At 40.5% G+C, this 13,273-nt stretch carries 11 protein-coding genes; 9 read left to right on the top strand and 2 right to left on the bottom strand.

The window, feature by feature from the left end:
- Positions 1-55 precede the first annotated feature (55 nt).
- Together A7A69_RS11125 and A7A69_RS11120 are read left to right on the top strand one after the other, a co-directional pair.
- Positions 56-1,420, top strand: a complete 1,365-nt coding sequence (locus A7A69_RS11125; RefSeq protein ID WP_152877590.1) for an MFS transporter — start codon at positions 56-58, stop codon at positions 1,418-1,420.
- Positions 1,421-1,605: 185 nt separating this feature from the next.
- Positions 1,606-2,952: a carbohydrate porin gene (locus A7A69_RS11120; protein ID WP_152877588.1), complete on the top strand. Its 1,347-nt coding sequence runs from the start codon at positions 1,606-1,608 to the stop codon at positions 2,950-2,952.
- A gap of 44 nt (positions 2,953-2,996) precedes the next feature.
- Here the strand turns inward: A7A69_RS11120 and A7A69_RS11115 are convergent, their stop codons facing one another.
- A complete protein-coding gene (locus tag A7A69_RS11115; RefSeq protein ID WP_152877586.1) occupies positions 2,997-3,620 on the bottom strand; it encodes a TetR/AcrR family transcriptional regulator in 624 nt (207 codons plus the stop codon).
- Positions 3,621-3,720: 100 nt separating this feature from the next.
- Between A7A69_RS11115 and A7A69_RS11110 the strand changes: the two genes are divergently transcribed.
- A complete protein-coding gene (locus tag A7A69_RS11110; protein ID WP_152877584.1) occupies positions 3,721-4,929 on the top strand; it encodes an MFS transporter in 1,209 nt (402 codons plus the stop codon).
- Between the two features lie 101 nt (positions 4,930-5,030).
- Here the strand turns inward: A7A69_RS11110 and A7A69_RS11105 are convergent, their stop codons facing one another.
- Positions 5,031-5,801 carry an IclR family transcriptional regulator gene (locus A7A69_RS11105; RefSeq protein WP_151980216.1) on the bottom strand — a complete coding sequence of 257 codons (771 nt, stop codon included), beginning with the start codon at positions 5,799-5,801 and terminating at the stop codon, positions 5,031-5,033.
- A 215-nt stretch (positions 5,802-6,016) separates the two neighbouring features.
- Here A7A69_RS11105 and A7A69_RS11100 point away from each other — a divergent pair, with 215 nt between their 5' ends.
- From A7A69_RS11100 to A7A69_RS11075, 6 genes are all read left to right on the top strand, one after another.
- On the top strand, positions 6,017-7,369 hold the full coding sequence (locus A7A69_RS11100) for an MFS transporter (RefSeq protein WP_152877582.1): 1,353 nt from the start codon (positions 6,017-6,019) through the stop codon (positions 7,367-7,369).
- A 61-nt stretch (positions 7,370-7,430) separates the two neighbouring features.
- Positions 7,431-8,246 carry a shikimate dehydrogenase family protein gene (locus A7A69_RS11095; protein WP_152877580.1) on the top strand — a complete coding sequence of 272 codons (816 nt, stop codon included), beginning with the start codon at positions 7,431-7,433 and terminating at the stop codon, positions 8,244-8,246.
- Positions 8,236-9,063, top strand: coding sequence for a sugar phosphate isomerase/epimerase family protein (locus A7A69_RS11090; RefSeq protein WP_152877578.1), 828 nt, complete (start codon positions 8,236-8,238; stop codon positions 9,061-9,063). Before A7A69_RS11095 ends, A7A69_RS11090 begins: the two co-directional genes overlap by 11 nt.
- Before the next feature lie 7 nt (positions 9,064-9,070).
- On the top strand, positions 9,071-10,849 hold the full coding sequence (locus A7A69_RS11085) for an FAD-dependent oxidoreductase (protein ID WP_152877576.1): 1,779 nt from the start codon (positions 9,071-9,073) through the stop codon (positions 10,847-10,849).
- Positions 10,850-10,861: 12 nt separating this feature from the next.
- Positions 10,862-12,598 carry an FAD-dependent oxidoreductase gene (locus A7A69_RS11080; protein WP_152877574.1) on the top strand — a complete coding sequence of 579 codons (1,737 nt, stop codon included), beginning with the start codon at positions 10,862-10,864 and terminating at the stop codon, positions 12,596-12,598.
- On the top strand, positions 12,595-13,212 hold the full coding sequence (locus tag A7A69_RS11075) for an NIPSNAP family protein (protein ID WP_152877572.1): 618 nt from the start codon (positions 12,595-12,597) through the stop codon (positions 13,210-13,212). The genes A7A69_RS11080 and A7A69_RS11075 overlap by 4 nt, the downstream gene beginning before the upstream one ends.
- Positions 13,213-13,273 lie beyond the last annotated feature (61 nt).

Genomic DNA, 13,273 nt, shown 5'->3' with positions numbered 1-13,273 from the left:
GGTATTTTGAGAAAAATACCGAAGGGTCACTTCGTGCTTTTCTCAGGAGAATCTAATGAGCACAAGTCAGATGCAAAGGACGGATGTAAAAACAATACTCAACGAAAATAAAATGGGTACAGTTCAAAAACTTATTTTATTTTTCTGTTTCGCGATTATTGCATTAGATGGTCTGGATGTGGTGGTTATGGGATTGATCGCTCCACAAATTATTCAGGAATGGGGTGTTAGTGCTCAAGAACTAGCACCTGTTTTAAGTGCGGCTTTGGTTGGGCTTGCTGTGGGTGCTTTAGTCTCAGGGCCACTTTCAGACAAATTTGGACGAAAACCAGTCCTCATTTTAAGCGTGTTGGCCTTTGGTATTTTCACTCTATTGACGGCTTTTTCGAGCGACATTAATCATTTAATCATTTATCGGTTTCTAACAGGATTAGGTGCGGGCGCTGCTGCTCCCAATGCAGCAACACTGGCTTCTGAATATGCACCTGATCACCGCCGTTCTTTTTCAGTAACTGTCGCTTATTGTGGGTTTTCATTGGGTGCTGCGGCTGGTGGTTTTCTAGCTGCATGGATGATTCCAGAGTTTGGCTGGCGCAGTATGCTTATTCTCGGGGGTATATTGCCGTTAGTTTTAGTGCCATTTTTATATTGGAAAATGCCTGAATCTATTACTTATTTAGTCAAACATTCACTACCACAAGCGAGGATAAAAACTGTTTTAAAACGGCTTTTTCCAAAACAATCTTATGAAGCGCAACACATTTATTTAAATGAAGTCAAAACTGAAAAAACTGGTTTAAGCCTTATCCTCTCTAGTAAATATCGTTATGGCACGATTATGCTTTGGATAAGCTATTTTATGGCATTATTCCTGATTTATTTGTGCAGCAGTTGGTTACCAACCTTAATTAAGGCAAATCATTTCAGCATTTCTCAGGCCGCTATCGTCACTTCATTCTTCCAGATTGGTGGGCCAATTGGCAGTATTACGCTAGGTTGGTGTATGGATCGTTATCGTCCACGTTTAGTTCTGTTTATTGCCATGATGATTGGAGCACTGGCGACTTTTGGGCTTGGGCATTTCAATCAGGATATGGTGTTGATGTGTGTCTTTGCATGGATTTTAGGCTTCGCTTTTAATGGTGGTTCGGTGGGGCTTAGTGCATTGGCAACAGGATATTATCCAACATCGGCGCGCGCAACTGGCGCAAGTTGGATGAATGGCATAGGCCGCTTTGGGGCAATTTTAAGTGCCTTTGCAGGTGCGGCAATGATTAGTTCACGGATGCCATTTTCAACTATGTTTTCATTACTCATGATTCCTGCAGTACTTTCTGGACTTGCAGTTTTAATTCAAGGCGCCAAAACCAAACGAGTAAACCAAGTCACTAATAGACATTTGAGTTTAGATCAACAATAACCTTACAGGCTGAGGCTCAAAATATTTTGACTCTCAGACCATTCATTTTAAAAACTCTCGATTGGCTTGATCATTGTGTTGATCGGGTAAGGGTATGTGCATGCCTACGATTTAGGAATGATCAAGCTTTACAAATGCTCCTGCCAATCAGATATACAACAATCGTATGCTAAGGATCAGCATCCATGAAATTTTCAGTAACACCATTGGTCATGATTTTGTCTGTCACATTTACTAGTCACACAGTTTTGGCTTTTCAACCCTTTGCTCAAGATCAAAAATGGATTTTGGGTGACTGGAATGGAAAACGCAATGAATTAGCTCAACAAGGTTATCAATTTAATGTTGCATTTCAAAATGAAAGCGCAACAAACCTATCTGGCGGTTATAACAACTCACAAAAATTATTTAATGCAAATCAATGGGCATTTGGAACCTTATTAGATTTAGAGAAAATTGCAAATTGGGACAATACTCAGGCCAATATCACAATTACCAAACGTGATGGCCAATCTCTATCTAATGATCGAATAAGTGATCCAAGAGCAGGGCAGTTTAGTAGCGCGCAAGAGATTTATGGACGAGGCCAATCATGGCGTTTAACCAATGCATGGATCAAAAAAGGTTTTGTAGACAATCACCTGCAAATTAAGTTTGGTCGTATGGGACTTTCAGATGATTTTAATGCATCACAATGCGAGTTCCAGAACTTAATGTTGTGCGGCGGACAATTAGGCAAAACAGTAGGCGATATCTGGTTTAACAGTCCCGTTAGTCAATGGGGGATCAATTTTAAATATCAATTTTTACCGACATGGTGGATGGGTACAGGTATATATGAGGTGAATCCTGAAAATGCATTAGAGAAACATGGTTTTAATCTGGATATGCAAGAAAGTAAAGGGGCTTTGATTCCAGTGGAGTTGATATGGAAACCTAAACTGGATTTATTCAATGGCTTATCTGGTGAATATAAAATAGGTGCATTTCTTTCGACAGCAGAAGCCAAAGATGTCAAAAAGGATGAAAATGGTGAAATACAGGCTAAAGCTGTAAATCGTAAATGGCATGACAGTAAGCACAGCATTTGGCTGAATGTGCAACAACAGTTAATCGCACGTAACAACGATCCGAAGCGCGGTTTATTTGTTTCAGCAAATTTTACTTTTAATGACAAAGCCACTACGGTTGTGGAAACTACTCAACAACTCGCATTTTGGTACAAAGGCGCTTTTGATCGACGTCCAAATGATAGTGTTGGGTTGGGCTTTGCTCATTTCGATGTCAATGAGCGTGTACGTGAACGACAGAATACATCTAATCAGCTTTTAGAGCTTACACAAGCTGACTATGCAAATCCTTTATATAGCCCTATTCAACACACCGAACTCAATATTGAACTCAACTATAATTTTCAATGGTCACCAGCCATTTCACTGCGCCCCAATATCCAATATGTATATCAACCTGGTGGCGTTAAACAGGTCGATAACGCTTGGGTTGCTGGCTTGATCATGAAGCTTAATTTTTAAATCTTGATCTAAACAGGAGAAAGTTAAATCACATTTCTCCTGTCTTATTGTGATTGAGCAAACAATATTTTGAGATTTTCCTTAAAAAGTAACACCATGGGTAAGTTTTCGTCTGGACTTAAAATACCATTATGAATCATGCTCATCCACATAGGGCTTACAATCAGCAAGGCAAATTGTCGCGAGCTAATATCAATGCATAACTCACCACGTTGTACTGCAAGGCTTGTTAATTGTTCAAGCTCACGCTGGATAGGTAAAAAAATCTTATTTACATAAGTTTGACGAATATGGGGGAAATTATTGCCCTCACGTAAAATTAATCGCGCCATATCGGCACGGCCTGTGGATTCAAGCGTTAAAACACTGGGTATGATATTGTTACAGATAAAGTCATAAACGGTTTCATTCTGTGTAATTTCCGAGGCTTGAATAGGACGAAAAGAATCATTGATCAGTGCATCAATGACCCCCTCAAACAGATGCTCTTTTGTTTCAAAATAAGAATAAATCGTACCCTTACCCAACTCGGCTTTTTTGGCTATTTCCGAAATTTTAGCTCGGGCAAAACCAACCTCAATAAAATATTGCAAAGCAGAATCGATCACTTTTTTCCGAGTTTCTTGCGTTTTTTCAAGGCTAGGACCACGTGTTTTAGGTTTTTTCATATCTTATTAGGGCTACTAAACTTGGATATGAGTCTAACATAAATTGACCTTTGGGTCATATTTGATTAAAATCGACCTAAAAGTCATTTTTGATTAAGCCATGCAGCCACCAAAATCAGGTATTCAATACAGCATTATTAGTTTTGCGCTGTGCCTTGCTGCTTTAAGTACAGCTTTGGCTAGTCCACTCTATGCGCTTTATGAACAGCAATGGGGCATTACGACCTCGCAAGTTGGCTATATTTTTATTGCTTACATGTTCGGTGTCGTTTTTTCATTATTATTTTTAAATAAGTTGAATGCGATTTATCACTATAAACATGTAATTCTAGTAAGTTTGGCTATTACGATTCTAGGTTTGATGTTGTCTGCACTTGCAACCTCAGTTGGATTGTTGGGTTTTTCACGATTCTTGATTGGAATAGCTTCTGGCTTAATTACGACAGCAGCAATGGTGGGTCTGAAAGATCAATACCCATTTCGCAATAAAGCATTGGCTGAAAAAATTACCTCCATGATCACTGTGTTGGGTTTTGGATTGGGGCCGTTATTGGGAGGAATATTTGCCGATCATACTGCACGGCCCTTGGCTGATCCTTATTGGTTCATTATGTTGTTCTCAACACTAATTTTTATAAGTGTGTTGTGGGTGAAACCTAAATTGATCATTCAGAAAAAGCTGCATTGGACTGCATTATTCAAATTACAGGGACTTGCTTTACCACAGATCAATTCACGTAAAGTCTTCTGGGTATGTAGTGTATCAGCGCTGTGTAGTTTCGGTGCTTTTAGCTTATATGCTGCATTAGCAGGTACGTTTATTCAAGAATTACCCATCAAATCTTCAGCAACACTTACGGGTGTCTCGATTTCAATTATTTTATTTGTATCGGTATTGAGTCAAATTTTGTGTAAATCTTTCAAAGAATTACATGTGTTTTATGCCGGCTTAGTTGCTTTATTACTCGGTACAATCAGCCTTATCGTGGCACAAGTCGAACATACAGTCTGGTTTTTATTACTCAGTATTTTATTGACAGGAATGGGACATGGTTTTTCTTTAAGTGCGGTGTATTACTTTATTGGCAAAATGATGGAGCAGGAACAGAATCCGTTGATTTTCTCCAGCTATTTATTGATTGCCTATCAGGGCACCATTTGGCCAGTTATTTTTTCGAGTTATTTGATTGAGTATGTTGGTGTAATAACCACCTTGCTCTTTATTGCAGTGATATTAATGATGACCATTATTTGGCTCATGTACCAGCTTAAGTTCAAAGTTGAGCCATTATTGGCCTGTCATAAATGAAGCTAATACAAATGATATTCAAGCAAGATTCTCAGACACTGGGGAATAAAAAATAATGGCAATTGAAAATAGTATCTCAACTGCCAAAAGGAAAAGGAACATTAGATATGGATTAAATTGATGATAGAAGCAATTTTATCTGAAGTTGCAAGCAATGCAGGTGCTAGTTCCTCAATACGCTTGGAACTTAAACGTACAGATGGCCCAGCGATACTGACTGTACCAAAAGGTTGACCTGTTTGTGGATTGAGAATGATTTTAGCCATCGCGGACATCCCTAGTTCATAGGTGTCACTAATTACCCCATAACCACGTTGTTTAGAGGCTTTGATCATTTGTTCAAGTTCATTCAGGTTTTTAGGTGAGTTGGGACCAAAGTTTGCAGATTTTTCAAAACCTTCGCGTTCCACAAGACGTGTAAAGTCATTTTGATCAAGGCTAGATAAATAAGCTAACCCACAGGCAGAGGCAGGGAGATAAGCAACATTGCCTGAATCTGGATCATATTTAAGACCTGATTTGGCCCCTTGAGCTTTACCAATCCAGATGATTTTTTCATCTTCAATCAATCCGAGACGCACGAGTTCAGAAGAGGTCTCGGCCAATTCATCCAGATAGGGTTGAAACGTTTCTGTAATAGAGCGTGATGACAAATAGCTGAGGCCCATTGACGCAATTTTGAGGGTGAGCTTGTAATGTTGAGTGATCTCATCCTGATAGATATATCCCATATCTTTCATGGCGGTCAAAATACGATGCATGGCAGATTTGGGTATATCGAGATCAACAGAAAGTTGACTCAGTGCACATCCATTCACTTCTTTTAATAGTGCTTCGAGGATGAGTAAAGAACGATCGGTATTACTTAGCATAAAAATCCCAATATTTTTTTGGAACATTGTTCCAAAAACTTAGAAAACAGATTATAGTACTTTTAGATTCTATCTCAAATGCCGATGAGATGAATCGTTTTAAATAGGGATGAAGGTTTCCCGTATTTTTATTATTCAACAGATGAATAGAGAACAAGATTGGTCGTGCGATGGAAAACGCATATTTGCTAGTAAACACTTAATGGAGCAAGTGTATGACTCAACAGATAAATTTAAGGGAGTTTATCGATGAAAATCGTGTTTCCCCAATGCAAAAATTAGTCATCTTTTTATGTTTGATGATTGTTGTTGTTGATGGTATCGATATTTCAATTATGGGATTTGTTGCTCCTGTAATTAAACAGGAATGGGGCATTAGTACGACGGATCTTGCACCTGTGATGAGTGCGGCACTGATTGGTCTAGCTTTAGGTGCAGTAGTTTCAGGACCTTTAGCAGATAAGTTTGGCCGTAAAAAGTTATTAATCATCAATCTTTTAGGTTTTGGCTTATTTACTTTACTTGCTGCACTATCAAGTGGTGTAAACGAACTGATGATTTATCGATTTATTGCAGGGTTGTTTATGGGTGGTGTTATGCCACAAGCGGTCACCTTGGTAACAGACTATTCTCCAATGCGTTTAAATGGACGAATGGTGACGATTATTTTGAGTGGTTTTACCATTGGTGCAGCAATTGGTGGATTTCTTGCTGCGTGGGTGATTCCACATTATAACTGGCATGCCATGATGATTATTGGCGGTGTATTGCCTATTATTCTTGCGATCATTGCGATTTTTGTTTTACCAGAATCGATTGGTTATAAGGTGTTAAAACAACATCCTAAACAAGAAATCGATGCCATTATTCATAAAATGGCACCTAATTTTGACACGAGAAATAAAGAGTTTGTATTACCGAAAGCTAAAACTGCGACGACCAATCCGGTAAAAACCGTATTAAGTCCGTTTTACGTTTTGGGGAGCTTTCTACTGTGGTGGAGTTATGCATCAGGTCTATTTGTTGTGTATTTACTTGGTAGTTGGTTGCCGATGATGAGCCATGAGTTTGGATTTAGCATCAGTGAAGCCTCTTTGATTACCGCAATTTATCAGTTGGGTGGTCCAATTGGTTGTATCGCTTGTGGTTATTTAATGGATAAGATCAACCCACATATTGGTTTAGTGATCGCTTATGTGATTGCAATTGTGTTCATGGTATTTGTTGGTGAAGTCGGTCATAACTTTGTGATGTATAGCACGATGTGCTTTTTCATTGGAATGTGGATGAATGGTGCAAATGCAGGCCTTAATAGTATTTCAAGTGCCTTTTACCCTGTTTTTGCTCGTGCTACAGGTAATAGCTGGATGCATGGAATTGGACGTATGGGTGCGGTAGCCAGTGCATTTGCTGGTGCATACTTTCTAAGTTTGGGTTGGCCAGCCAGTAAAATTTTCTTGATCCTATGTCTGCCTGCTTTTGGCATTATTCTGGCACTTTTAATCATGAAATTTATCTATTCGTCAAAAAAGTTACGTCAGCAAGAACTGAATAATGTTCAAGCCTAAGATTCAAATTTAAGACACGCACTAAAATTTTCTAAGCTTAAGATTTTAAGGAGATTGAATAATGGATATTCAATTAAATGGTTCGACTCGTCTCTACTTTGTGGTAGGACACCCGATTGTTCAAGTTAAATCGCCCGAGGGCGTAACTTTGGAGCTAATAAAAAAGGGGTTGAATGCAATTGTTGCCCCCGCTGATGTTGCCCCTGAACATTTGCCAGACTTTATTCAGCAAAACTTATATCTGAACAATACTGATGGTTTGATTGTGACAGTCCCTCATAAGATTTCGGCTTTGGCATGTTGCCAAAAACTGAGCAATCGTGCTCAGTTTATTGGTGCAGTAAATACCATTCGCCGTTGTACAGAAGGTTGGGAAGGCGACATGTTGGATGGTAAAGGCATGGTTCAGGCAATTCGTAACAAAAATATTGAACTGAAAAATAAATGCGTAATTCTTGCAGGTGCAGGTGGTGCGGGTAAAGCGATTGCCTATGAATTACTTTTAGCTGAGGTCGGTGAGCTAGCAATTTTTGATGTGGATCAAAACCGTCAGCGACAATTTGTTGAACAACTTCAACAGTTAAATTTGGGCAAAGTCATTGCGCATGATAATGATCCAACGGGTTATGACGTTGTGGTGAATGCAACGCCAATGGGCATGAATGATGATCCATCAGCTGCATTTCAACTTGATCAATTAACTGAACAAATGTCGATTGCCGATGTTGTCACTAGTCCAGAAAACACACCGTTTGTGCAGCATGCGACAGCGCTGGGCTGTAATGCGGTCAAGGGCACGGACATGTTTGTACAGGTACGTGATCTGATGGTGGCTTATTTGCTAAAAGATGATAAGGAGAAGCAGGATGCCGCGTAAATATTCTCTCTCATTTCTGACGATTGCTGATGTTAGTCCTGTCGAAGCAGTAAAAATTGCAGCTGAATGTGGTTATGCGGCAGTAGGCTTACGCCTGCTTCCTGCAGCACAGAATGAAGCAGATTATCTGCTTCTAACAGATGCAGTGTTACTCAAAGAAACTAAAGCAGCGCTTCAAGATACTGCTGTTCAAGTTGCAGATGTCGAAATTATCCGGATTAATCCAGAGTTTGAACCAAAAAAATATTTACAATTTTTAGATGTTGCGCAGCAATTAGGGGCTAAACATATTTTGATTGCTGGCAATGATCCTGAACATGGACGCTTAATTCAAAATTTTGCACAGTTCTGTGAGTTAAGTAAACAATATGGGTTGAGCTGTGATCTGGAATTTATGCCGTGGACAAATGTAAAGAATCTGGCTCAGGCAGAACAGATTGTGAAATCCTCGGGACAAGACAATGCAGCAGTTTTAATCGATTCATTGCATTTCGATCGTTCAGATTCAACTCTAGAGCAGGTCACAGCACTTGATCCTCAGCACATGAACTATGTGCAATTATGCGATGGATTGGCAAAATATGATTCGAGCGATGCTGGTTTGATCAAAATTGCACGTTCAAACCGATTAGTACCGGGTGAAGGTGAAATTGATTTAGTCAGTCTGATTCGTGCTTTGCCTGATAATATTACGTTGGCAGCAGAAGTCCCCAATTTGATTTTGGCAGAGCGACCAGCATTAGAACGTGCAAAAATTAATTTAAATGCGATGAAACAGCTTGTTGCCAAATCCGAGCAGAATGCTGTTGCGGGGTAAAACATCTATGAATGCAACTATCCAATATCCATTCCAGACCACACCGCTGCCAATCCGAAAATCTTATGATTGCGATGTATTAGTCATTGGTTCGGGTGCTGGTGGGCTATCAAGTGCGGTCACGGCAGCCCAACAAGGCCTCAAAGTCATTGTTGCTGAAAAAGCCTCTGTTTTTGGTGGTACTACGGCTGTTTCAGGCGGCTGGTTATGGATTCCTAATACTCCACATGCACAACGTGAAGGGCAGGGAGAGTCAATCGAAGCTCCGAAGAAGTATTTAAAAAATATTTTGGGCGAGCAATATGATGAACAAAAAATTCATACTTATTTAACTCAAGCGCCAGAGATGGTAGATTTTTTTGAAACACATACTCACGTCAAATTTAATATTGGTGGTGCAGTCCCAGATTTTTTTCATGTCAGTGGCTCACGGGTTGGATGGCGTTCGATAGTTGCAGCACCTTATGATGGGCGTCATTTAGGAAATCAATTGCATTTACTGCGTCCCGCAATTCCTGAAACAACGTTATGGGGCATGGGAATCGCGTCTGGCGCAGACATGAAGCATTTTATTAATACATTTCGTGCAGCCTCCTCTTTTGTTTATGCGACCAAACGAGTATTGCGTCATTTTGTAGATCTACTATTAAGAAAGCGTTCTACGCAAATCGTCAATGGTAATGCACTTGTTGCAAGGTTGCTTAAGTCCGCTTTGGACAAAGAGGTAAAGCTACTTGCGAATCATGCCATGACCGAGCTTTTACATGAAAATGGCAAGGTTATAGGTGCGTTATTTAAAACCCCCGCGGGTTTAGTCAAGATCAATGCTACATACGGAGTGATTTTGGCAACTGGTGGGTTTCCACACGATGAAGAACGTAAACAGGCGTTGTTTCAGCATGTGGCAGAGGGTACACCGCATCATTCTGCCGCAGCAGAAACTAATACAGGTGATGGCTTAAAAGCAGCAGAAACCATAGGTGCAGCCGTTGATCAAAATCTACCTTGGGCAGGGGCATGGGCGCCTGTTTCACTCATGCCACGTCTGGATGGTACGTTGGGACGGTTTCCACATTTGGTGGAACGTGGAAAACCGGGACTTATTGCGGTGTTAGAAAATGGTCGCCGTTTTACCAACGAAGGTGAATCATATCCTGCTTTTGTTAAAGACTTGTTTAAACATACACCGAAAGGTCAGCAAGCTCATTGTTGGCTGATTTGTGATCATAAATTTATACGGCGTTATGGTTTAGGTGCGGTTAAGCCTTTTCCTATTTCAATGCAGTCTTGGCTTGATAATGGCTATTTAAAATCGGGCAAAACTTTGCAAGATCTTGCTATTGCTTGTGGAATTGATGCATTACAGTTTCAAAAAACCGTTCAATCTTACAATCAATTTGCTACAAAAGGTCAAGATCCTGAGTTTCAACGCGGCACGACCCCATATCAAAAAGCACAGGGTGATGCTCAACATCAGCCAAATCCATGTATAGCACCCATTGAGCATGGGCCGTTTTATGCAGTGGAAGTCATGCCGGGAAGTCTGGGAACCTTTGCAGGTTTAATCACAGATAAATATGCCAATGTATTAAACAAACAGACAGGGTTGCCAATTCAAGGTTTATACGCTGCTGGAAATGATTTGAACAGCATTATGGGCGGTCAATATCCAAGTGGTGGAATTACCCTTGGACCCGCTATGACATTTGGCTATATCGCGGCAAAACATATTGCACATCAGGCGAATGCACATAGACATTCTGCTGCATTTTCTGAGCAGTTCTAAGGAGAAATTAACATGGATCAACAGGTCGATTTACTGGTGATTGGTGCAGGTGCGGCGGGTATGTCTGCGGCTCTATTTGCCAAACTTAATGGATTAAATGTTCTGTTGTGTGAAAAAGCAGCACAAGCTGGGGGGACCTCAGCTACATCAGGAGGTACTATTTGGGCACCAGGATCACATTTAAGCGTTAAAGCTGGTGTACCTGATGATATTGAACAGGCGCGTATTTTTCTCAGATCGGTGGTTGGCGAGCGTGGTGGTGAAGAATTACGTGAAGCCTTTTTAGCATCCAGCGCAGATATGATTCGTGAGCTTGATGAAAAAACTACTGTAAAATTAAATGCGTGTTTGGCACATCCTGACTATGTCAAAAACCAGCCTGGCGAAGCATTTGGTGGTCGCGCACTTGCACCTGCGGAATTTGATGGCAGCATCTTAGGTGCCGATTTTAAATATGTACGTCCTCCACGCCCAGAGTTTATGGGATTGGGTGGAATGATGGTCAATCGTAATGAATTAAATGCCTTGTTAAACCCTGTGCAAAGTATTCAAAATTTAATGATTACCCTAAAAGTTGTGCTTCCCTACTTCTTTTCACGCTTACGCTTTAATCGCGGTACGCGTTTGGTTATGGGCAATGCACTAGTGGGAAGCCTGTTTTATAATTTAAAGAAACAACACGTCCCAGTCTGGTTCAATTCACCTTTGCAAGAATTAATTGTTGAAAAAGGAAAAGTGGTTGGCGCAAAAATTCAGACTGAAAAAGGGACTGAAGTCATTTATGCACGTCAAGGCTTTGTTTTGGCAACAGGGGGCGTGGGTTGGAATGAGCAACTCAGACAGCAATTATTTCCAAAAGGTTTAACTTCCGATTCTTTATCGCCACTTTCCAATACTGGTGATGGTTTAAGTAAAGCCATACAAAAAGGCGCAAAGCTGGATCCTTCGGTGGACAGTAGTGTGTTGTACTTCCCATGCTCCATTCATATGCATGCTAATGGCTATAAAGCAATCTGGCCACATATTATTTTAGATCGTGCTAAACCGGGTGTTATTGCAGTGAATGAAAACGGCAAACGCTTTGTAAATGAATCTGATTCCTATCATGACTTCTGTATGGCTCAGATCAAAAGCAACAGAGGCAAAGAAACAATTCAGTCATATCTGATTTGTGATCATACTGCGATTGAAAAGTATGGTTTAGGGTTTATTTTGCCGGGCGCCAAAAAGCTTAACTATTATCTAAAAGCCAACTATTTATTTTCAGCAAATACACTTGAGGAGCTGGCCAAAAAAACGGGTATTGATAAGCAAGGCTTGATAAACACGGTGCAGTATTTTAATCAGATGGTTGAGCAGGGTGTAGACACTGACTTTGGCAAAGGCACAGGGGTAATGAATCGTTTCAATGGTGATCCAGAGGTTAAGCCAAATCCATGTCTTGGGAAACTTGAACATGGACCTTATTACGCTTTACCCGTTATTCCGATGGACTGTGCCAGTAGTGGTGGTCTTGCAGGCGATATCTATGGCCGTGTTTTAGACCAAAACAATCAGGTAATTTCAGGGCTATTTGCCTGTGGCAATGATCTAGCTTCTATTTTTAAAGGAACTTACCCAGGACCAGGCACCACGCTTGGGCCAGGGATGGTCTTTGCTTGGCGTATCGCCCAATTCGCTGCTGGCAAACTGACTGAAAAATTTAATCATCAACCGATTCAAGTAACGCAACAACGGAGATCTGCATGAAACTTTATCAATTAATTAACATTACCATTAAAATGGGTACGACCGCATCCGTTGCTCAAGGGATTCAACGCTTTTATCAGGAGCAGGCTGCACAAGGAAAATTACTTGGTATTTTTTTCTCGGATATAGGTCAGCTTAATCAGGTTGTGGTGCTCCGTAGTTATGCATCTCAGCAAGAGTTAGATTCAGAAAATGCACGTTTGGCGAAACAGGAAAATCTATTTGATGCGGCCGAAAATATTATCAAATACTCAGTGGAGAACTTTGCAGGTTTTGATTTTTTACCAGAAGTAGAGTTAGGTGAGTTTGGCCCTGTATACGAAATTCGTACTTATGAACTCAAGCATGGCGGTGCGCCCCATGTCCTTGAAGCATGGAAAAATGCAGTTCCAACTCGTACTCAATATTCAAAACTGACCATTGCTATGTATGCATTAGATGGTAAACCTCGGATTGTTAGCATTTGGCCCTATGCTTCATTGAATGAACGTTCAGAAGTACGTGCTAAAGCAGTAGCTGATGGTATCTGGCCGCCAAAAGGTGGTCCACAATGGTTAACGCATGAAATGCAATCGATGATTGCGTTACCAACAGCAGTTTCACCATTGAAATAAATCCAACACTGTTTTGATCAGCAAAAAGCTAGTTTGTAAGACTGGCTTTTTCTGTCTTTAA

Origin of the sequence: Acinetobacter guerrae (assembly GCF_009372255.1) — a bacterium.
In the GTDB taxonomy this organism is placed as follows: domain Bacteria; phylum Pseudomonadota; class Gammaproteobacteria; order Pseudomonadales; family Moraxellaceae; genus Acinetobacter; species Acinetobacter guerrae.
Note: the sequence above shows the minus strand (reverse complement) of the source record. Positions and strands in the feature narration are given on the sequence as shown.

What these genes read in the sequence shown, in the direction of transcription:
- A7A69_RS11125 (WP_152877590.1), top strand. Translation starts at nt 56, where the DNA reads ATGAGCACAAGTCAGATGCAAAGGACGGATGTAAAAACAATACTCAAC.
- A7A69_RS11120 (WP_152877588.1), top strand. Translation starts at nt 1,606, where the DNA reads ATGAAATTTTCAGTAACACCATTGGTCATGATTTTGTCTGTCACATTT.
- A7A69_RS11115 (WP_152877586.1), bottom strand. Translation starts at nt 3,620, where the DNA reads ATGAAAAAACCTAAAACACGTGGTCCTAGCCTTGAAAAAACGCAAGAA.
- A7A69_RS11110 (WP_152877584.1), top strand. Translation starts at nt 3,721, where the DNA reads ATGCAGCCACCAAAATCAGGTATTCAATACAGCATTATTAGTTTTGCG.
- A7A69_RS11105 (WP_151980216.1), bottom strand. Translation starts at nt 5,801, where the DNA reads ATGCTAAGTAATACCGATCGTTCTTTACTCATCCTCGAAGCACTATTA.
- A7A69_RS11100 (WP_152877582.1), top strand. Translation starts at nt 6,017, where the DNA reads ATGACTCAACAGATAAATTTAAGGGAGTTTATCGATGAAAATCGTGTT.
- A7A69_RS11095 (WP_152877580.1), top strand. Translation starts at nt 7,431, where the DNA reads ATGGATATTCAATTAAATGGTTCGACTCGTCTCTACTTTGTGGTAGGA.
- A7A69_RS11090 (WP_152877578.1), top strand. Translation starts at nt 8,236, where the DNA reads ATGCCGCGTAAATATTCTCTCTCATTTCTGACGATTGCTGATGTTAGT.
- A7A69_RS11085 (WP_152877576.1), top strand. Translation starts at nt 9,071, where the DNA reads ATGAATGCAACTATCCAATATCCATTCCAGACCACACCGCTGCCAATC.
- A7A69_RS11080 (WP_152877574.1), top strand. Translation starts at nt 10,862, where the DNA reads ATGGATCAACAGGTCGATTTACTGGTGATTGGTGCAGGTGCGGCGGGT.
- A7A69_RS11075 (WP_152877572.1), top strand. Translation starts at nt 12,595, where the DNA reads ATGAAACTTTATCAATTAATTAACATTACCATTAAAATGGGTACGACC.